At 44.1% G+C, this 21,017-nt stretch carries 18 protein-coding genes and 1 other RNA gene; 14 read left to right on the top strand and 5 right to left on the bottom strand.

Annotated features, from left to right (window positions below):
* Positions 1-13: 13 nt before the first annotated feature.
* The 4 genes from H9L11_RS10245 to bamE all read left to right on the top strand — a co-directional run bounded on the left by H9L11_RS10245 (position 14) and on the right by bamE (position 4,141).
* The gene (locus H9L11_RS10245) at positions 14-1,204 is read left to right on the top strand and encodes a DUF3103 domain-containing protein (RefSeq protein WP_005383752.1); all 1,191 of its coding nucleotides are present in this window, start codon (positions 14-16) and stop codon (positions 1,202-1,204) included.
* 166 nt (positions 1,205-1,370) lie between these two features.
* Positions 1,371-3,035, top strand: a complete 1,665-nt coding sequence (recN, locus tag H9L11_RS10240) for a DNA repair protein RecN (protein WP_005383750.1) — start codon at positions 1,371-1,373, stop codon at positions 3,033-3,035.
* A 21-nt stretch (positions 3,036-3,056) separates the two neighbouring features.
* Entirely contained in the window at positions 3,057-3,539 is a 483-nt protein-coding gene (locus tag H9L11_RS10235) for a GNAT family N-acetyltransferase (RefSeq protein ID WP_064376795.1), read from the top strand.
* A gap of 242 nt (positions 3,540-3,781) precedes the next feature.
* Positions 3,782-4,141 (top strand): outer membrane protein assembly factor BamE, encoded by a 360-nt coding sequence (gene bamE, locus H9L11_RS10230; RefSeq protein WP_017820585.1) that lies wholly within the window; start codon positions 3,782-3,784, stop codon positions 4,139-4,141.
* A 101-nt stretch (positions 4,142-4,242) separates the two neighbouring features.
* Here bamE and H9L11_RS10225 read toward each other — a convergent pair whose 3' ends face one another.
* A complete protein-coding gene (locus tag H9L11_RS10225) occupies positions 4,243-4,602 on the bottom strand; it encodes an RnfH family protein (protein ID WP_064376794.1) in 360 nt (119 codons plus the stop codon).
* Complete coding sequence (locus H9L11_RS10220) at positions 4,592-5,035, bottom strand: SRPBCC family protein (RefSeq protein ID WP_005381641.1); 444 nt, start codon at positions 5,033-5,035, stop codon at positions 4,592-4,594. Before H9L11_RS10220 ends, H9L11_RS10225 begins: the two co-directional genes overlap by 11 nt.
* A 119-nt stretch (positions 5,036-5,154) precedes the next feature.
* Between H9L11_RS10220 and smpB the strand changes: the two genes are divergently transcribed.
* The 10 genes from smpB (at position 5,155) to H9L11_RS10170 (ending at position 13,342) form a co-directional block, all read left to right on the top strand.
* Positions 5,155-5,640 carry an SsrA-binding protein SmpB gene (gene smpB, locus H9L11_RS10215; RefSeq protein WP_005381642.1) on the top strand — a complete coding sequence of 162 codons (486 nt, stop codon included), beginning with the start codon at positions 5,155-5,157 and terminating at the stop codon, positions 5,638-5,640.
* A 66-nt stretch (positions 5,641-5,706) separates the two neighbouring features.
* Positions 5,707-6,074, top strand: a transfer-messenger RNA (tmRNA) gene (ssrA, locus tag H9L11_RS10210).
* 96 nt (positions 6,075-6,170) lie between these two features.
* The gene (locus H9L11_RS10205; protein ID WP_205390740.1) at positions 6,171-6,566 is read left to right on the top strand and encodes a DUF6538 domain-containing protein; all 396 of its coding nucleotides are present in this window, start codon (positions 6,171-6,173) and stop codon (positions 6,564-6,566) included.
* 79 nt (positions 6,567-6,645) lie between these two features.
* The gene (istA, locus tag H9L11_RS10200; RefSeq protein WP_205390739.1) at positions 6,646-7,665 is read left to right on the top strand and encodes an IS21 family transposase; all 1,020 of its coding nucleotides are present in this window, start codon (positions 6,646-6,648) and stop codon (positions 7,663-7,665) included.
* The gene (istB, locus tag H9L11_RS10195; RefSeq protein ID WP_205390738.1) at positions 7,662-8,456 is read left to right on the top strand and encodes an IS21-like element helper ATPase IstB; all 795 of its coding nucleotides are present in this window, start codon (positions 7,662-7,664) and stop codon (positions 8,454-8,456) included. The genes istA and istB overlap by 4 nt, the downstream gene beginning before the upstream one ends.
* Positions 8,457-8,464: 8 nt before the next feature.
* On the top strand, positions 8,465-9,445 hold the full coding sequence (locus H9L11_RS10190) for a site-specific integrase (protein WP_240199927.1): 981 nt from the start codon (positions 8,465-8,467) through the stop codon (positions 9,443-9,445).
* Between the two features lie 262 nt (positions 9,446-9,707).
* Positions 9,708-10,865 carry a site-specific integrase gene (locus H9L11_RS10185; RefSeq protein ID WP_140063072.1) on the top strand — a complete coding sequence of 386 codons (1,158 nt, stop codon included), beginning with the start codon at positions 9,708-9,710 and terminating at the stop codon, positions 10,863-10,865.
* Positions 10,866-10,883: 18 nt separating this feature from the next.
* A complete protein-coding gene (locus H9L11_RS10180; RefSeq protein ID WP_065768113.1) occupies positions 10,884-11,135 on the top strand; it encodes a hypothetical protein in 252 nt (83 codons plus the stop codon).
* Positions 11,136-11,228: 93 nt separating this feature from the next.
* Positions 11,229-12,290, top strand: coding sequence for a helicase RepA family protein (locus tag H9L11_RS10175; protein WP_005398076.1), 1,062 nt, complete (start codon positions 11,229-11,231; stop codon positions 12,288-12,290).
* 344 nt (positions 12,291-12,634) lie between these two features.
* Positions 12,635-13,342, top strand: a complete 708-nt coding sequence (locus H9L11_RS10170; RefSeq protein WP_025501817.1) for a hypothetical protein — start codon at positions 12,635-12,637, stop codon at positions 13,340-13,342.
* 107 nt (positions 13,343-13,449) lie between these two features.
* Here H9L11_RS10170 and H9L11_RS10165 read toward each other — a convergent pair whose 3' ends face one another.
* The 3 genes from H9L11_RS10165 to H9L11_RS10155 form a co-directional block, all read right to left on the bottom strand.
* Complete coding sequence (locus H9L11_RS10165) at positions 13,450-16,698, bottom strand: DEAD/DEAH box helicase family protein (RefSeq protein WP_140063070.1); 3,249 nt, start codon at positions 16,696-16,698, stop codon at positions 13,450-13,452.
* Between the two features lie 77 nt (positions 16,699-16,775).
* Positions 16,776-18,146: a restriction endonuclease subunit S gene (locus H9L11_RS10160; RefSeq protein WP_205390737.1), complete on the bottom strand. Its 1,371-nt coding sequence runs from the start codon at positions 18,144-18,146 to the stop codon at positions 16,776-16,778.
* The gene (locus tag H9L11_RS10155; RefSeq protein WP_140063069.1) at positions 18,146-20,467 is read right to left on the bottom strand and encodes a class I SAM-dependent DNA methyltransferase; all 2,322 of its coding nucleotides are present in this window, start codon (positions 20,465-20,467) and stop codon (positions 18,146-18,148) included. The genes H9L11_RS10160 and H9L11_RS10155 overlap by 1 nt, the downstream gene beginning before the upstream one ends.
* Positions 20,468-21,017 lie beyond the last annotated feature (550 nt).

The raw sequence follows: 21,017 nt of genomic DNA, 5'->3' as shown, positions 1-21,017 counted from the left end.
TAAAGGACATATTATGAAGAAAACCATCATTCTGTCTGTTCTCAGTACATTAGCACTTATTGGCTGCCAATCAGAGGAAACGCAAGTCAACAGTGTGTCCAATGCAAAAGCGGAAGATATCACTAAGACGAAACGGGCCCTAGCTCAACAATTGAGTGAGAACTATGCTGCCATTGAACCCATGCTGAGAAGAGATATTACTCCGCAACAGACTAACGTGTCTGTATCAGCATTTGTTAAGCAAAACCCTAACTCAGAGTTCAGCCGCCAGCTTGTACAAGCTGACACTCAAATTCGTAGCTGGAAAGGTATTTCTGAATACTCTGATCAGTTGTTAGAAGTTCGCTTGGCAAATGAAGCCATGATAACAGCATGGCAAAGTGGCGAGGTCGAGCCATTATTTGCATTTGAACCAAGTGGTGATGATGAGAATTGGCAATACATCGAAGCATTTGATGTTTATGGCAACATCCATCAACTCGATGTTTACCAGCTCCCTGAGGTACCTGTACTTGTCGTTGATAACAATAGCTCTGCAGAGCTAAAAGCAGGCTTGCAAGCTATGCAAGCTGAGATGAAAAAACTCGGTCAACCAGCTTTAGTTCAACCATATATTGCTGATGAACAACGCCAAAATACACCGCTATTGTCAAGTAGCGCAGTGGGCGAAGCGGCTCCAATTCAAACCACGCAGTTGAAAAAGATCCGTCTAGCCGATGACAAAGAACCTTGGATCTCTGGCAAGGCAGAAATCTACGCTATCGTAACGGGCGTCAATCCAAGTCGTGATGAACCTACTCTCGATTTGGTGGAGCTTCCATACTTAGACTACGATAACCAAGATTACTATCCAAATCAGATCATTATTCACTGGTCTCGTTACCGCTGGGGTGCGGCAGACATTGTGCTCATGGAGCAAGATGACGGCACAGACTATAAACAATTGGCAAAACTCCTTGTTCAAGTTGCCGAAGAAGTATTGAAAGCGATTCCAGATCCAGAAGTTCAGGCTTACGCGATTATTCCGCAAATCACGAACAAGATCATCGACACTATCCCCGATGGTGTACTCACGAATGATGATGACTTCGTCGACGTTTACTACACTCTAATGCAAGACACTTCATACGTAGATCACCCAGGTGCAGGTGTGAATGCAGTCGTCACACTAGAACCACTAACGATTAACCCAACTCGTCCGTAACCTGTTCAATTTTAATGAGTCGTTGTAATCACATCGGCTCATTTTTCCCACTTCATCACAAAAAAACAGCCTACAAAGAAAATTTTCCCTACCCGACTTTACTGTATAAAGAAACAGTATATACTGTTCTCTTATACAGTATTGTTCAGTTATACAGGTAAATAAAATGCTGGCTCATCTAAGTGTTAATAATTTTGCGATTGTTAAGTCTTTACAACTCGAGCTTTCTAAGGGCATGACCACCATTACAGGTGAAACAGGCGCGGGTAAATCCATTGCTATCGATGCTTTAGGGCTCTGCTTAGGCGGACGAGCCGATGCCGGCATGGTGCGACAAGGTGAAGAGAAAACCGAAGTTAGCGCCGCTTTTTTATTGGACAACAACTTACATGCAACACGTTGGTTAGAAGATAACGATCTGCTAGATGGCAGTGAGTGTATTTTGCGTCGTATTATCACAAAAGAAGGCCGCTCAAGAGCCTTCATTAATGGCAGCCCTGTTCCACTATCACAACTCAAATCTCTAGGGCAGCTACTTATCAATATCCATGGGCAGCACGCTCATCATCAATTGATGAAAAGTGAGCACCAAATGGCCATGCTCGACCAATATGCTGGGCATTTAAACCTACTAAAAAGCACACGAAGTGCTTACCAGCATTGGCGTCAGGCGGATAATAACCTCAAGCAGCTAAAAGAAAATAGCCAGCAAAACCAGGCGCAAAAACAGTTGCTTGAATACCAAATCAAAGAACTGAATGAGTTATCGCTAGGTGAAGAAGAATTTGCAGAGCTCGAGCAAGAGCACAAACGACTATCCAACAGTGGTGAACTCGCCACTACCTGTCAGCAAGCCATCGAACTTATTTACGAAGGTGAAGAAGTCAATGCGCTTGGTATTTTGCAATCGGCCAATCACTCCCTAATTCAATTAGCCGAATTAGATGAAAAGCTATCTGAGCTACCTAACATGCTGTCAGAAGCGATGATTCAACTTGAAGAAACGAAGAATGAATTACGCAGCTACTTAGATGGCATCGATGTTGATCCTGCTCGTATGGCTTATGTAGAAGAACGTTTTTCTAAAGTGATGTCTGTAGCTCGTAAACACCACGTAATGCCAGAAGAACTATACCAACATCATCAAGATCTTCTGGCCCAAGTAGAAGCGTTAGATTGCTCCGATGAACGTTTAGATGAGCTTGCTCAAGAAGTAGAACACAAGTACCAAAGCTTTCTAACACAAGCAGAAAAACTGCACAAATCACGCAGCCGTTACGCAAAAGAACTGAACAAACTGATCACACAAAGCATGCACGAATTGAGCATGGAGAAAGCAGTATTCAGTATCGAAGTTAGCAATGACAACACGCACCCATCGCCGCTTGGCATGGACAGCGTGTGCTTCTTAGTATCGACCAACCCGGGACAACCATTGCAACCTATAGCAAAAGTTGCGTCAGGCGGTGAGCTATCACGTATATCTCTAGCTATCCAAGTGATCACCGCTCAGAAAGTAGATACACCAAGTTTAATCTTCGATGAAGTGGATGTAGGTATTAGTGGCCCAACAGCTGCCGTAGTGGGCAAAATGCTACGCAAGCTTGGCGAATCTACTCAAGTATTGTGTGTCACTCACCTCCCTCAAGTTGCCGGATGCGGCCATCAACAAATGTTTGTTGCTAAGCAAACCAAAGCAGGCCAAACCGAAACCCAAATGCACGCATTAGATGAACAACAACGTGTGGCAGAATTAGCTCGCTTACTTGGTGGTAGTCAAATAACCGACTCAACGTTGGCAAACGCAAAAGAACTGCTTATCGCCGCTTAATAGATCGACAAGGGATGAGATATGGATATCAGAGCAATACACAAAACCAACTGCTTAGATCTCATCCCTATTTTTATTGAGTTAGAACATTACTACTTCAAAGAAAAAGCTTCATCAAAACACGATCTGGTCCATTATCTAAAGAGCCAAGTCTTCTCTGAACATTCTGGTGTTAATATCATTGCGGTTTACGATAATGATGACGTCGTAGGCTTTGCATCTTATACCGTCATGTTCCCTGCCCCAAAACTCTCAGGGCAGATGTACTTAAAAGATCTGTTCGTATCTTCGAAGGTTCGAGGAAAAGGGGTTGGTCTCAAGTTAATGAAGTATCTGGCATCTTTGGCGATCAAGTGTAGATGCCAAAGGTTGGACTGGACAGCTGAAAGTAGTAACCCTACCGCAGGTCAGTTTTACCGCTCAATTGGTGCAACACTAATTCATGAAAAAGAGTATTATCGTTTTTCAGGTGATGCATTACGCGAATTCGCCAAAACCGACTAACGAGTCACTAGGCTTTGCTCACCGCTGAAAGCGTCCATCACCCTACTTCCGATTGAAATTTGCTCTTCGTCACCTAACTAATACGTCATGTGGTGACATTTACCGCCTAATATCGGTGAATAAATGCAACTCAACTCAAAATTCGTTGTCAGATTGTCTACCATACGACGCATAGCTTTTTACATCTGCGTCGAGCTTGTTTATTATCAGCGCAGTATTTTAAAGGTTACTAAGAAATTATTATGCAATTAAAGAAGTGGTTAGTTGCCGTACCATTAGCAATGACATTGCTGACAGGATGTTCGGTATTGGAAAGACTGGTTTATCGTATTGATATCAACCAAGGCAACTATGTAGAACAAAGTGCGGTTGATAAATTAAAGTTTGGGATGACTAAAGCACAGGTTCGCTTCGTATTAGGGTCGCCAATGCTTATTGAAAACGGCTATCCAAACACTTGGTATTACATCTATCATCATACTCCTGGCCATGGCGAACCAGTACAGAAAGATCTGATTGTAAACTTTAATGACCAAGGCACACTCGCAGACATCAGTGGTGACTTTCCAAAAAGTGACGCATTTTACGAGCAAATTCAGTAAACTGACTTTTGCAAAAAAACCTCCCGTTTGGGAGGTTTTTTATTATATAGAAATCACGTTAGTCAAACTTTGAGTAACTCACATGAGCTATTGGGTTTATATTAATCCTGCTTATTTTTACGTACAGTACTAGGCTTGCCACCGGTGACTGGGTCTGCACTTCCCTCGGCTTTAGCCTGCTCCGCCCTTTTACGGCGAATCTCTTTCGGATCGGCGAGTAACGGACGATAAATCTCTATTCGGTCTCGATCTCGAACGGTCGCATCCAACTTCACGTTACGACTAAACACACCCACTTTGTTCTTGGACAAATCAATTTCAGGGTACAACTCCAATACACCGGATTGTCGAATGATCTCTTCTACCGTTGCGTGATTATTTACCACTAAGTTAAATACACGCTGTTCATGAGGAAGAGCATAGACAACCTCAACGTGAATCATATCTGACTCAATACTCATAACACTCGTAGACCTGTTTTGCGCGTTTAGTAAATGCATTTACCATATTACTAGTAAGCTCGTTAAAAATCTTACCGAAGGCCATCTCAATCATTTTACTTGAGAATTCAAACTCAAGCTTTAGTTCAACCTTGCAAGCTTGCTCATCTAGCGCGGTAAAAATCCAACCACCACGCAACGTCTTAAACGGGCCATCCACCAAGTTCATCATAATTGCCTGACCGGGGATCAACTCATTTGAAGTCGTAAACGTTTTGCTGATTCCAGCCTTCGCCACATCGACAGAAGCCACCATACCATTCCCCGAAGACTCAATGATTCTAGAGCCCGAGCAACCAGGCAGAAATTCAGGGTATTTAGCAACATCATTAACCAGATTGAACATCTGTTCGGCGCTAAAAGACACAAGCGCAGAACGGCTGACTTGCTTCATACATACTCCTATCGATACATGTACAGATTTAAAGCTACTCGCCAATTTTACTTTTATTCCACGATTGCGCAAATAAAAGGATTTCCTATCCGATATCCAACCCGTATAATGACGCTATTATGGCAAAGAAAAAAACGAAACAAAAAGCGGGTAGCAATACTATCGCGCTGAATAAAAAAGCTCGCCACGAGTATTTCATCGATGATGAAATCGAAGCTGGCTTGGAGCTCCAAGGTTGGGAAGTGAAAGCCCTTCGCCAAGGTAAAGCCAATATTTCTGAAAGTTACGTATTTATGCGTGACGGTGAAGCCTTTGTGAGTGGCATGACAATCACTCCTTTAAATCAGGCATCGACACACGTTGTGGCGAATCCTACACGTGTGCGTAAACTACTAATGAGTCGTCGTGAGCTGGATAATCTATTCGGACGTGTAAACCGTGAAGGTATGACATTAACGGCCCTCTCACTGTACTGGTCTCGCTCTTGGGTGAAACTAAAAATTGGCGTAGCAAAAGGTAAAAAGCTGCACGATAAACGTACGGATCTAAAAGAAAAAGACTGGGCAAGAGAAAAAGCACGCGTAATGAAGAGCGCGCTGCGTTAATCTTGACCACTTAAACGCATAGTACTGGACAGCCAATGCTTTTCTGTTACTATGCGAATATTACCTGGGGCTGATTTAGGATTCGACGGGAATTCAGAAGTCTGAGGTGCATGCCGAGGTGCGGTAGGCCTCGTTAACAAACCGCAAAAAAATAGTCGCAAACGACGAAAACTACGCACTAGCAGCTTAATAACCTGCTAAGAGCTCTCTCGCCCTAGCTTCCGCACGTAAGACGGGGATCAACGAGGGATCAAACCCAAACGCGCTAGCCCGGATTCTCCCGCCTGAGAGATGAACGGCGAATTTTAATTCAGGCTAGTCATTCATTAGCGTGTCGGTTCGCAGGTGGGTGGCGAAATTAAAGATCGACTAAGCATGTAGTACCAATGATGAACGGTTTTCGGACGCGGGTTCAACTCCCGCCAGCTCCACCAAACGTTTGGAAAGGGCGGTAACTCTCTGAGTTATCGCCCTTTTTGTATTCACCACTTCGATATTAGGCTGTTTGTACTACATTTTGGTACTAAAACATGCGCTATTTATCTATCTCTAAATCTGGCATTTGGCAGTTTCGCTTTCAAATCCCCTCAGAGCACCGACACCTATTCGATGGGCGCAGGGAAATCAAACGTTCACTAAAAACATCCGATAAACAACTTGCAACAATTCATGCGTTGCAGCTTGAGATAGAAATACGGAAAAGCCTAACTTCGCCTCTCCCCCGTAACAAAAATAAAAAACTAGAGGTTCAAACACCACCTAACTCTATTGCAGTGCAAAGACCCAAACAACGTTCGAGCGGCACACCTCAACATGCGCTAGAGCTATTCATTAAATACAAGAGTGCTCACCTATCCGACAAGTCAGCGGTAATGCTGAAAGCGAAATGCAACGTAGTTTTAGATCTACTGTCAGCGCCGATGTAAAAATGACCCACTAACGCCGATTTAAAATTGGCCCACCTGAGGCAAACTATCCGTTCGTAAATGGACAAAACGGCGGATTATGATCAATCAGGAGCAACTAGTGGAAATACACGTTTTACATCAGCAAGGGCGAAGCATCCGCCGCATCGCAAAGGATCTGGGTATCTCAAGGAATACAGTTCGCACTTATCTTCGAGATAAAAGCAAAGCGCCTGTGTATCCCGAGCGGCAATCTCGACCAACCAAACTGCAGCCTTACCATGACTACTTGCGCACCCGCATTGAAGCCGCAAAGCCTTATTGGATACCCGCAACTGTCTTACTACGTGAGCTGAAATCTCTCGGTTACGAAGGCGGTATAACGATGCTCAAAGAGCACATCAGGCAGTACAAACCGAGTACGCCAATCGACCCTGTCGTTCGATTCGAGACATTGCCAGGTGAGCAGATGCAAGTCGACTTTACGACCATCACCCATTACGGTGTACGTGTTAAAGCCTTCGTGGCAACGCTTGGTTATAGCAGAGCGACCTTCGTTCGCTTTAGTGAACGAGAGCGCCAAGAAGACTGGATACAAGGTCTTGAAGAAGCGTTTGAATACTTCGGCGGCGTCCCTAAAGAAGTTCTGTTCGATAATGCGAAAGCCATCATGATAGAGCGTGATGCTTATGGTGAAGGTGAACACCGCTGGAATCCAGCACTGCTCACCGCCGCCAAGAAATACAGTTTTAAACCAAGAGCCTGTCGTCCATATCGCGCAAAGACCAAAGGGAAAGTGGAGCGCTTTAACTCTTACTTGAAGAATAGCTTCGTCACTCCGCTTGCGGCGACACTCAAGCAGCACGGTCTTAAAATCACCGTCGATGTTCTTAATGGGCATATCGGCGCATGGCTAGAAACCGTCGCTCATCAACGAACTCATAGAACGACAGGTGCAAAGCCTCAAGTTCTCTTAGATGAAGAGCGCTTTATACTTCAGCTACTCCCATCGCCAACGCGCCCAGTCACAACCCTAACAATGAGTGATAATGTGGTGCCGCTGGAGAGCTTCCAGCACCCACTATCAACGTATGATGCACTGTTGGAGGTGCGACCATGAACCTTCAAATGAATCGCATTGAAGCTGCCTGTGCAGCGCTGAAGCTACAAGCTATCGGTCAGGAATGGCCGAGATTAGCAGAAGCCGCCAACCATCGTGAACTAAGTCTAGCCGATTACTTAGAGTCACTTCTGAACGCAGAGTTGGAAGCACGAGCGGAACGCACAAGAGCCACACTGACTAAGTTCGCCAGCTTTCCAATGAAAAAAACGTTCGATGACTACGACTTCAAGTTCGCAACAGGCGCTCCGAGAAAGCAGCTCAAAGAGCTAACAGGGTTGGCCTTCATCGAGCGAAAGGAAAACGTGGTGCTACTTGGGCCAAGTGGCGTTGGCAAAAGTCACCTTGCGGTAAGCTTGGGTCACATAGCGGTTCAAAAGGGTTTAAAGACAAGGTTCATCACGGCAGCAGACTTGATGCTTCAACTCTCCACTGCGAAAGCTCAAGGTAAACTTGAAAGCTACTTGAGACGCAGTGTTCTCGCTCCAAAGCTCCTTATCGTCGATGAAATCGGGTATCTACCGTTCGGCAGAGAGGAAGCGAACTTGTTCTTCAATGTCATCGCCAAGCGTTATGAGCAAGGCAGCATTATCGTGACTAGTAATCTGCCGTTCTCCCAATGGTCAAATGCGTTCGCCGACGATACGACCTTGACGGCAGCTTTACTCGATAGGCTTCTTCATCACTCGCACATCGTACAAATCAGCGGTGAAAGCTATCGATTAAAAGGAAAGAAGGCGGCTGGAACCATACCAACGGTTCTGGAAAACCTATCTGAAAGTAGAAGTTAATTACATGGGTGGGTCAGTTTTACTTCGGCGATAACGTCGATAAGTGGGTCAAATTTAAACTGGCGTTGACACTACTTAATAAAAAGCGGCTTACGTTCATTAGGCGAACAGATGCCGAGCAAGTTATCGACTTACTGCGCCTCTACCCTACAAACCTTAAAAAGCATCACCAATTCAACGGGCTATCAGGTACTCAGGCGATTAAACTGAACAAAGAGCTTGGATTACCGACACTCAGTGAAGAATCCGTCAAGGACTATAGCCAAAAGATGTCTGGCTTTTTTGAATGGTGTGTTCTCAATGAACTAACTGATATTAATCCATTCAAAGCCATCAGGTTTAAGAAGCAAAGAAAGGATAGTGCTGCCAAATCTGCGTACTCTACTGCCGATTTACATAAGTTGTTCAGCACTCCTGTTCATTGTGAGAAAGACTTTAGGCACCCCCATTACTACTGGCTTCCATTACTTGGATACTTCACTGGCGCCCGCCTCAATGAACTTTGTCAGCTTTACAAAGCTGATATATACAAAATGGAAGGAGTTTGGGTGATCCAAATTGATGATAGGTTTGAAGGGCAAAAACTGAAGAACTTAACCAGCCGCCGAATTGTACCAATCCATCAACGACTAATTGATATCGGGTTTATTGATTTTGTAACCTCAGTTCAACATGACCGACTATTTCCGGAGCTTAAGGACTCAAGGGATGGCTTCGGCAGTGCTGCTTCAAAATGGTTCGGCAGGTTCAAGACTCGGTTAGGTTTTGCGAAAGGACAGGACTTTCATTCATTCCGCCATACCGTTGCCACACAACTTAAACAGAAACAGGTGTCCCATATTGCTGCTGGAGCAATTCTCGGTCATGCCCAAAATAACATTACCTACGACCGATACGGGAAGGATCTGAACATTGAGCAAGTAATGACTGTCGTAAACCTGATTGATCCCCGCCCCCTAGATAAGGTGACAAACTATTCAACTGAGTGACCCTAGCTACCTCTTAAACAGTTATGTGGCTTTAATTTTGGGCGTGATTTCACGCCCCAAAAAAATAAACTCATTCGCTCATTATTTCAGTAATTATCTCAAAGTAACCAAATAAACAACTTAAAAACAACAACTTAAAAAACAAGTTGCAGTTAAACATGCATACATGTATGTGATTGATAGGTTGCTGGTTTTTTTTCTTTACGGGCATGAAAGACCTTCTTAGATTGATTGGAAAGCAATTGATTAATTAGGAACTATTATGAATTTATCCTCTTCTGTGGCACAAAGCTTACGCTCAAATTTCAGAGATAACGTAAATCTCGAAGCTATCCTCAGTCTTAAAATGCCAGTGCAACGCAGCCATAAGACACTAGAACCACTAACAGGTGTCGAACTACTAGATGCTTACACAGATTCACGTATCAAACTCGGCAAATCTAAGCTAAAAAACATCCAGCAAGATCATGAACTTCTTACGAGAGTATTGCACCTCATCGGCTTTGATGACTTAAACGAGCTTGATCGTTCAGGAGCTGAAAACGTTCGAGACGCCTTGAGCCACTATCCCACAAACGCAAAGAAACATTCTGAGTTTACGGGACTAACAGGGTACGACGTAATCTTCAAAAATGCTGCCCTGCCAAAGCCTAAACCATGCCTTTCCCTTACAACCGTCAAAGGGATAATCGAAAAGTTCTCTACTTTTCTTAACTGGAGCAAAGCTCATGGATACGTTAAGGACAATGTATTCTATCGACTTCCAAAAAAGAGTGAAAAAGGTGGAAAGAAACGCCTATGCTTTTCCGACCAACACCTTGCTGCCATTTTCAAAATGAAGGACTACAAATCACATAGCTACCTTCACCCTTATTACTATTGGGTGCCGCTATTGGGACGCTACACAGGGGCAAGGCTGAACGAAATCTGCCAACTAACCATTGATGACATACTGCAAGTAGATGGTGTCCAGTGTCTAAAGATTTGGGATAACGTCGAAGGGCAGAGTGTCAAAAATACTTCATCTATCAGGCTGATCCCTATTCATAATGAATTGATTGCAAAAGGCTTCTTAGCATTCGTAAATTCAAAGAGCAAAGGTCGCCTCTTCCCAGAGCTACCACTTATTAAAGGGTACTACTCACACAATGCTTCGAAGTGGTTTCAACGCCGTAGGGATTCATTGGGTTTAGGTAAAGGGTTAGATGCACACTCTTTCCGACACACGTTCATCAATGAGTTGAAACAGTTAGGTGTTTCTAAAGAGATTATAGAGTGCATTGTTGGCCATAAACATAATTCTGAGTCGTTTGATACCTACAGTGAGCAATACCGTCCTAGCATTCTGGCTCCTGTGGTAAATATGATTGATACATCTCATACAGAGAATGTGCTTCCTTATTTTTCTTTTTTAAATTAATAATTAAGAGGTAATTGAATGAACAATGACACAAACCGTGAATCTGATGGTTATATCTATAACTCTAGAAGAAATATCCGTACTAATTATTGTATAGAGCGGTTGTATAGCGATCAAAATAATAACTTTCTTGCCTTTATTTATTCTGTTGAATACAAAAACTCAGAAGGTAAATGGTGGAAGGCAGGTTCTCGCTGGGCTTTTAACTCTCTTGATACAGCCTTTATTTTAGATAATGGTTTTAGAGAATTCCCAAACACATCTAAATAACCGTCTAAACACTTAAATAATCACGATTATTCACCTTAACTTTTGGGTGAGTGGTTTCGATCACCCTAAATTTATCAACTTATTAATTTATCTATGAAAAATACTGTTATTTCATCCTCTTCAGAACATCAATTTATTTTTGGCAAACTACCATTTACAAGTGGTTCTTACGGTTATGATGACCCTGATTCGTGGCTTATTGATGATTTCATTCCAACTGAGTCATTTGGTGTTATTTACGGGCCATCAAGTACTCGTAAGTCATTCATTGCTATTGATATAAGTTGTGCCATCGCAACAAGTTCACAATGGCATAGTTACGACACTCTTGCTGGTGCCGTTATGTATGTTGCAGCAGAAGGAAAGAGAGGGATATCGAGGCGAGTTAAAGCTTGGGAATTTGCCACAGGAAAAAATGCAGAACACGTATATAAACTGGGGAAAAGTGCGTTCGTATCAAAACAATCAGTTAGGGATGACATTCTGGAGGCAGTTCACGACCTCGAAAGCACGAGGGGGGTCAAAATTGAGTTGATTGTTCTTGATACTCTTGCTCGTAATTTTGAGGGGGATGAAAACAATCCAGACGCAATGGGTAAATTTATACGAGGTTGTGACCTGTTAAAAGAAGCAACTAACGCATCAATTCTAGTTGTTCATCATTCTGGCAAAGATGTATCCAAAGGCAGCCGCGGTAGCTCAACACTTCATTGCGCATGTGATTATGAGTTTAGTGTTGCATATGATAAAAAAGCTAATTTGGTAACGTTAAGAAATACCAAACAGAAAGATGCACCAGAAGCACCAGACGTGGTTTTTAATTTTCAACCTGTAGAATTAGATATCTTTAATAAACAAGGTGAACCAGTCACCTCTCTCGCATCGCTGACGCCAGCAACGTTCAAAAACCAAAAAAACAGTACAAATGATGAAAACAACCCTCTGCTTAAAGCACTTCGTGATATTTTTGGGGGGAGCTGTACAAGGGAAGAACTACGTACACATTGCTTTCCTCCGAAAGACGGTGTGGCTGCCAATACAACCACTCAAAAATTCAAACGTGCCCTCACAGCACTGGTAGAAAAAGACCTTGTTTCAGTTCAGCAAAAGGGAGCAATGGCTAATCGAAGCGACATCATCACCGTCGTGGAATAGTTAGAGCTTTTCTAGCCCGCGTTTAATTAGATTGTATGAGGGGGTGACAGATGACGCACATATATATGTGCGTCATCTGTCACCCCCTCTCTGACTTCAACTATTTATTCTTACTGCCTTACCCTACATTCCTAAACGTCTCACATAGTCATTAAGTTCTTGAACTTTAGTCATTTACTATTTATAGTTCTGTACCGCCCTCTCAGGCTAATGGTGCGTTTGCTGTAAACTGAGATCATTTTTAAGTGCTTCATTTAATATTGCTACGACTAGATGCTGGTCATTGGCAAACCAACAAAATCAAACGCGGTGTGTCAAAAAATCCAGCATGATATCGAGGCCGTATGAACGTTAATGCTTATTCTCAATTTTCAGAACTCACTCCAGTACAGTTACTTTCAGTCTTTAAAGATGAGTATAGAACCATCGCCAAAGACAATCGCACATTATCTCTTAATCAAGGCTACCAAGCCCTAGCAAAGCACGCACAGTGCAATAGCCTTGAATCGATGAAGAGCCAGTCGATTATTCTAATTAAAGTCAGCGAATTTATTAACGCATTGATCGCTTGTGGCTTACCTGTTTCAAAAACCACTAATACCGCAAGGTTTGAAAGGCTACTAAAATGCGATGTGCTTTGCCCGCCTTTGAGCGGAGGCCTTTGTGTCGCAATCACTAATGATGGTTTAGTCCTTGAAACACCTTATCTAAGCAATCCTACTCCGTACATTGCTGGCTCTGAGATTTATCATTTGCAAATAGATATGGTTGATGGAGCTTGGCTTAGCAATGACGATTGGGTCAGTTTTGTGAACAACTTAGAAGATAATTTGGATTTAGATGGTGATATTCAGCAACAAGCTAGTGAACACTGGAGCGAAGTACATGCAGAAGAAAATGTACTAATCCTAGAACCCACTCCCGACTATGAAGAGATGGCGACTTGGTCTGAAGGTCGGTTCAGGCAGTTTGTTCTAGAACACTCTCTATATACACATGTAGATACTGTATACGACTTCTTCGACGAAGAACGCAAAAGGCAATTAGCTTAGCCCTAGAAAAAGGCTTCGTCCCTTTAATAAACGAAGCCTTTCCGGATATCTTAGATAAATATCCTAAGAGACAATTTAAACCTTGATAACGAATACCTCGTTTACCATCACTTCACTCCGCTCAACATATCGAAGATAACCCGCGCAAATTGCTTGGTTTTGTTCGGATCAGACAACAACTGCATCATCTGCTCCTGATGTGCTTCGTTACTATTCAAAATCGCATCATCAATCGCACGTGGGAAGTCGCCCAGCATGGCTTGCTCACGCGTGTTATTGGCGATTTGACTCATAACTGTTTCGTTCTCTGTGAGCTTGTCACGCACCGTAAAGGCATAATTGATCATGTCTTTGTCGGTTAGGTTGTCGGTAACAAACACCTCGTTCAATCGCTCAATTATGTGAGAGAGGAACTCTTCTTTCTTATCCTTTGGCTTGGCAGTGCCAACATCGTTGCTTGGGTGCAACTTGTACTCTGGCGTATTCTCTTGAAGCTGAATGTCCTGCTGACGGATCTTCGACAGACGATAGTGGCTCATCACCACATTACCGAGGTCAAGTTCATCCTCTTCAATCACCTTCTCGCGCAGCATTGGGCGAAGGTGGCGTGCATACAGGCTCAGTTTCTCTAGCTCTTTGTCGTCATAATCAACAATCTGCGACATAAACTCATAGAAGCGCACAAAACTACCTAAGTCTTTCTTGAAGATCTCTAGGCGGTCTTTCTCCTGTTTGCACTCTTTGAAGGTGTTTTCTGCATTAGCGATTAACACTGCATCGCCTGTTTTCTTGGTACGTTCAAACACGTTTTTAGCGTGAATGTATGCTTCTACCGAAGAAGTATAACGCTTGCGCCAACGGTCTATCGCTGGCTTGCAGATATTACTGATAGCCGCATTAGATTTGTTCTTAGTAAAGAAGGCATCAACGAATTGATCTACCTCCGACCATAAGAAAATACCGCTAGCACGCAGTTTCTCTGATAGGTCGAAAATCTTGTCAGGGTCAGTGACATCCTCAAGCTCTGCCACTTGATAATAAGGCTGGAAAGCATCAAGAATATCTTGCGGGTCGTTGTAGAAATCGAGCACGAAAGTGCCACATTCTGCTTTCCCCGGATAGATACGGTTGAGGCGAGAAAGCGTCTGCACACACTCAACACCAGCGAGCTTCTTATCTACATACATTGCACAGAGTTTCGGTTGGTCAAAGCCTGTCTGGAACTTGTTGGCAACCAACATCACTTGATAGTCATCGGTGTTGAAGGCTTTGCGCATCTCACGACCTTTAAGATCAGGGTTCATGTTGTGCTCAGTAAATTTCTGATCCATAAACGCCGTGCTGTCTGGGTCGGCGGCATTAAATTCCACTTCTCCAGAGAACGCGACCATCGCACGAATCCCCGCATAACTATTTTCTGCCACGTATTTATCAAAAGCCAACTTGTAGCGTACTGCTTCTTTACGAGAACTAGTAACCACCATCGCCTTAGCTTGACCACCTAATAAACCCATCACGTTCTTTTTGAAGTGCTCAACAATCACCTTCACTTTCTGCGAGATGTTGTGATCATGCAGGCGCACCCAGTTGTTGAGTTTCAGCTTAGCTTTGCCTGCATCAACCTCTTTATCTTCCGCTTCCAGCTTCTGTTTGAGCTGATAGATAACTTTGTAGTTAGTGTAGTTTTTCAAAACATCAAGGATAAAGCCTTCCTCAATCGCCTGACGCATGGAATATATATGGTAAGCCACTGGCAAGTTACGTTTAGAAGCTGGTTGCTCTGGGTCAGGTCTGCGCCCAAACAACTCCAAAGTTTTTGGCTTTGGTGTGGCGGTAAAGGCGTAGTAACTCAGGTTGGCACTGCCTCGACGAGCCGCAACGGTAGCATCAAGAATATCCTCTGAGGAAAGCTCGGTGTCATCATCGGCTTCATCCGTCATCAACACTTCTTTGAGCTGGCGAGCCGTTGCACCTGTTTGTGACGAGTGCGCTTCATCGGCAATAATGGCGTAACGACGCTCTTTCAGTGACGTTGAGTTCTCAATCGCTTTTAACACATGCGGGAACGTTTGAATGGTCACGATGATGATAGGCTGAGAGGTTTCCAGTGCCGATGCCAGCTTCTCTGATTTCGAGCCATCACCTTCTTTACGGTTGATGCGCCCCACCACGCCATCTGCATGTTCAAACTGATAGATGGTATCTTGTAGCTGATCATCCAGAACGGTGCGGTCAGTGACCACAATCACCGAATCAAATTGCTTGTTGCCGTTAGCGTCATGCAAGGTCGAAAGTTGGTGCGCTGTCCATGCAATCGAGTTGGATTTACCCGAACCTGCACTGTGTTGGATCAGGTACTTATTGCCATTGCCCTCTTCAATTGCGGCATTAACCAGCTTGGTTACCACATCCCACTGGTGGTAACGCGGGAAGATCAGGGTTTCTTTCTTGGTTTTACGCCCCTCCCAATCTTCCTTTTCTTCAATTTGAAGGTGGATAAAGCGCCCGATGATATTGAGCAGGTTGTCTGGGGTTAACACCTCATTCCACAGGTAATCAGTAGCGTAGCGACTTTCATCTTCAGGAATATCATTGCCCTTGCCGCCATCGTGTGTACCTTTGTTAAATGGTAGGAAGAAGGTATTTTCACCCGCCAGCTTAGTTGCCATGTAGACTTCATACTGACTTACCGCAAAATGCACTAAGGCACCGCGTTTAAAGCTCAAAAGCGGCTCTGGCTTTTTAGTGGCAGGGTCTTTCGGTAAACGAGTGAGTTTGTACTGCGCAATGGCATTTTCTACCGCTTGTTTGAACTCAGATTTCAGCTCAAGAGTAGAGACGGGCAAGCCGTTAACGAACAACACCAAGTCAATGCGCCATTTCTTAGCTTGCTTGCCTGTCGCGTCGAATTCCGCTTGCGTTGCATACGGGCTGTAAACCAGCTCTGGCACAATACGGCAGATGTTTTGCTGATAACGCGCCAAGGTTTCAGGGTTGAGGTTATGCTCTGGCTTAAACTGACACAATTCAAAACGGGCATTGCGGATTTTCAAACCATGACGTAACACGCCCAAAGTGCCAAAGGTACGTGACGCACGATCAGTGGCGTTCTCATCGGCTTTTTTTAGCTGAGTCACCAAGGCATCGAGAAAGTGGCGCTCTGAGTCGGTCGGGAAGACTTTGCAGAACTTCTCCCACTCTTTCGGCTGCGTCTGTTTGATAAAGGTCAGCACGTCCGCTTCATACAATGCCGATTCGCGGTTATAGCCCTCTCCAGTGCCTTGCACCCAGCCATTAGCCACCATCTGCCTGATGATGTCGTCCTGAAATACCCGTTCTTGTGTAGTGTCTTTCATAACCTTTCTTCTTATTCTTTTTCTGCCAACAAATTCGCAAAAGCCACTCTGCTTTCTCAGCGAGAGTGGCAATAAATTTAGGCGGTTTGCTCCAACGCTTGATCTTGAGGTTTTGCTGCCTTCCAGTTGCGTACGTCAATTTTGCCTGTGACCGCGGCTGAAATTAGAGCGGTTCGGCGTTCTTGCATTAACGCGATAGCCTCTTTGCATCTTTTCTCAATCGAATCATATTGATTAAGTAAGCCATCCAGATATTGGACAATCTCACGTTGTTCATCGTACGCAGGGAAAACCGCCTTTACTGCACCAATTCGATCCACATTCAAGTTTGCTTGCGTGCTTTGCGTCGATGTCTGCTCTAGTGCTGGCAGTGCTGCCATAAAGCTATATCGAAGAAACTCTATATCAAGGTCGGCATAGGGCTTAAAACCAACAACACTATCAGGCGCATAAGCCTTAAAACCCAGTATTGCGGTATCACCAATATTTGCAGCAATAGCCATCATCAAGGTGCCAGCAGGGAACAACTGGCTAACTTCTTTACCTTTCTCGTTCAGCGTTTGACTATAGCTAGTGATCATTTTGCCAGCTCTAGCAACATCGCCTGTTTGAATAAAAGGATAATCACCATCATAAAACGCAGGATCATTGCGAGGACGATGCCCAAATTTTCCACGATATATCTTACAAGCATAACGATAGCTTTTAGTCACCCAATGCTCGGGCACTTCCCCTAACCACTCCACACCAGAATCTTTCATTGGTGCGTGTGGGTTAAATCCTTTGGTTACCGCATGGCTGATCACCGCTTGGCGCTTCTCTTTCAGCAGCTTAATCAGTTGCTGCTGCTTTTCGATCAAGGTGTCAATCTTGGCGGTTTCGTGATCGAGGAAGTTGGCGATTTGGGTATCTAACTTGCTATTCGGTCGTGGAATTGGAAAGTTATTGATATTTTCCTGAGTCATGGTTGGCATTCCACTACCAGTGTTATTTACATCTATTTTTGCCTTTATCAGTGAAGAGTTAAACAGATAAGCTAAGAACCTTGAGTCAATAGTAGTATTCTTAATTAAAGCCATTTGAGGGTTAATTGTCATAGGGGAATCTACGTCCGTAACAATTGTTGACTTACCATAGGTAGACCCTGTTTTGACTAAAAGGACATCATTCTTCTCCACCATGATCTCTGGAGATTCGTAATACTTTTGCCAACTTAAAAAAGATGTCTTCGCTAAAGTAAATTTATCACCAACTATGTTTGAAGGACTCAGAACGATAGCTCCTTCACCTTCACCGACGATGTCATTTACGGTATACCCTCGAAAACCAATCCTGCCAAAAATCGATGCCACATACTTTAATCGCGTCACTTGCCAATCTAAGGGAATATATCCAACCCAATCAACTTCAGAATCTTTATACTCTGGATACGCCTGATACTTGCCCATTACGAATGCACCTCTTGCAGTAACTTCATAATGTCGGCACTGACTGCATCCAAATCGGCATCAATCGCTTCCAGCGCACGCGGTGGCTGATAAACATAGAAATGGCGGTTGAACGGGATCTCATAGCCCACCACACCAATTTCACTGTCTTTGTCATCACGCTTATCCGCGTTAATCCACGCATCGGCAACATGTGGTTGTACTTCGCGCTTGAAGTAGCTTTCAATCAAGGTTGATGTACTGACGCTTGGATCTAGCGGCACGTTCTCGTTATCACGCAGGTCGCCATCCTGTTGGAACTCAACGACCTTACCTTTGTACTCAAAAGCACCGTAAAGCGGCTGTGCGTCTTCTTTCAGCACTTTCTTGATCACAGGCTCGGCGTCTTGGTTCTTCCACGTTACCGCATCAATAAATTGTTTCTTCTGCTTCGCATCAAATTTTATGCCTGTGGCCTTGAATGCGCCCTTCAGCGTCAGTTCAAACTGGTTAAAGTCGTCGGATTGCTGCGCCTTTCCACCCAGTTTGTCGCCAACCGCAACTTGCAGGGCTTTGGCATTATCCATCAACGCTTTTTGGCTTAGCCACAGCTTGCTATCCAGTACATCTTTGATTTGCTTTTCTTTCATCTCTGGGAAGTCGGCTTTGATCAAGACACGAACTTCTTTTTCCACATCAGTTAGTGAGCCGTACGAGTCTTCCGTCCACTCTGAGCCAAACTGCTCGTATACAGTCTGCATTACGGCATTAAATGGCTTAGGTGCAAAGCGCAGTGATTCCACCGCTTCATCGGTAATTTGTGCAGACAGGCGCAGTGGACGTTCTATGGTTAGTCGGCGGTAGCCAAACTGATAAGTATCAAAAATCTTGCTGGAGAAGTGTTTTTGGTTGTCCGTCACACCATCTTTGGTCAAGGTGTCGATTTCTTCAAAGTCACCAAAGTTCTTCGTGATAGTGCGAATTTCGTCATCAGTTAAATAGTGACGCTTAGAACCTAATGACTTACGCATTTTCGTGCTTAAATTAGCGCCATTAATCAATTGCACTTTGCCTTTACGTGCAGGGTCTTTTTTATTGCTCAGTACCCAAACGTAGGTCGCAATACCTGTGTTGTAGAACATATCGGTAGGCAGCGCAACAATCGCTTCAAGTAGATCAGATTCAAGGATGTAGCGACGAATTTCACTCTCACCACTACCTGCACCACCAGTAAATAGTGGTGAACCATTAAGGATGATGCCAATACGACCACCATCCGTGACTTGGTTATCAACGTTTTTCTTGTCACGCATCTTGCTGATAAGGTGCATCAAGAACAACAACGAACCATCAGAGACTCGCGGCAAGCCTGCGCCAAAGCGTCCATCAAAGCCTTTTTGCTGGTGCTCGTCTTTGATTTCACCTTCAATCTTTTTCCAATCAACACCAAACGGCGGATTAGATAGCATGTAGTCAAACTTATCGGCTGGTAGCTGATCATTCGATAGGGTGTTACCCAGTTTGATACGGCTAACATCTTGCCCTTTGATCAGCATATCCGCCTTACAAATAGCGTAGGACTCTGGGTTTAGCTCCTGACCAAACGCACGCATTACCGCTTTCGGGTTAAGTTCGTGTACGTATTCCATACCAGAAGAAAGGAAGCCGCCTGTACCCGCTGTTGGGTCATAGATGGTGCGAATGATGCCATCTTTAGTTAAGGCTTCGTCGTCTTCCATAAACACCAAAGAGGTGGTCAGGCGCACGATGTCACGCGGGGTAAAATGCTCACCCGCAGTTTCATTTGAGCTTTCCGCAAAGCGGCGGATCAACTCTTCAAATACCAAACCCATATCGTGGTTAGAAATGCTATTTGGGCTAAGGTCGGTGGTGGCAAACTTCTTCACCACTTTGTAAAGCAAGTTGGCATCTTCCAGCAGCCCGACAAATTCATCGAACTTGAAATGCTCGAAGATCTCACGCGCATCTTTAGAGAATGACTGTACGTACTTCTCAAGGTTCGCCTTGATGTTGCTCTGCCCCATCTTGCCAAGGTTCATTGGCGAAGTGTTGAAGAATGACAAGCCATCAAGTTGTGCTGGTAATTGCGTTGCACGCAGCAAAAACTTTTCTTGCGCCTCTTCTGGCAAGTTCATCGCTTTGATTCGCTCATACTCTGTAACTACAGCACCTTTGCTTGGCTCGAGCACACACTCAAGACGACGAAGTAGAGTAAACGGCAGGATCACGCGACCATATTGAGATTGTTTGAAATCACCGCGAAGCAGGTCAGCCACCGACCAGATAAAGGCCGCGGTTTGGGAGAAGTTGTTGTTAGTCATTTAAACAGTCTCTAATTAGTTCTTCTGGGAGAAATTTGTAGGTTTCAACATTTGGATATGGGCAGACAAAGCGAAGTTTATCCTCAACGGTGTCGCTATAGAAGTAGAACCCCATAATCTCACTATTTTGTACCGTCTCACTCATTGTTAACAGCGGAAACAGCTTTGTGACAGTTATACTTTCTTCCTGATTCAAGTCGCCTTGAGCTAGATAAAGCTGGTCAGCAATCATAGGCTCTGATGTTTTAATTCTTGCGGTTCTGGCAGGGTTCACACCAAGACCTTTTAGGACTTCGACTTCGTAAATGAATACTTTGCCATCAAACTTTGCCTGAATAGGCTTAATTAGAGCTGTAATTTCAAAGAATGATCTTAACGCACTTTGCATTTTCTCATTTAACGTCTGTATTGTTGCTTTAGCTTTGCGTACGAGCTTAGCTGAAGGTAGTCCTCGATGAGAGATATCATTTCTAAGGTCTGTAGCATTCGATAGTAATTGTGTAATTTCATCATGACAAAGTGAAGCAACTAAGGTTTTCGAGTCAGGAAA

This window comes from Vibrio sp. sp1 (assembly GCF_016920955.1).
GTDB classification, from domain to species: domain Bacteria; phylum Pseudomonadota; class Gammaproteobacteria; order Enterobacterales; family Vibrionaceae; genus Vibrio; species Vibrio alginolyticus.
The sequence above is the reverse complement of the archived record's forward strand: the minus strand, read 5'-3'. Positions and strand labels throughout refer to the sequence as shown.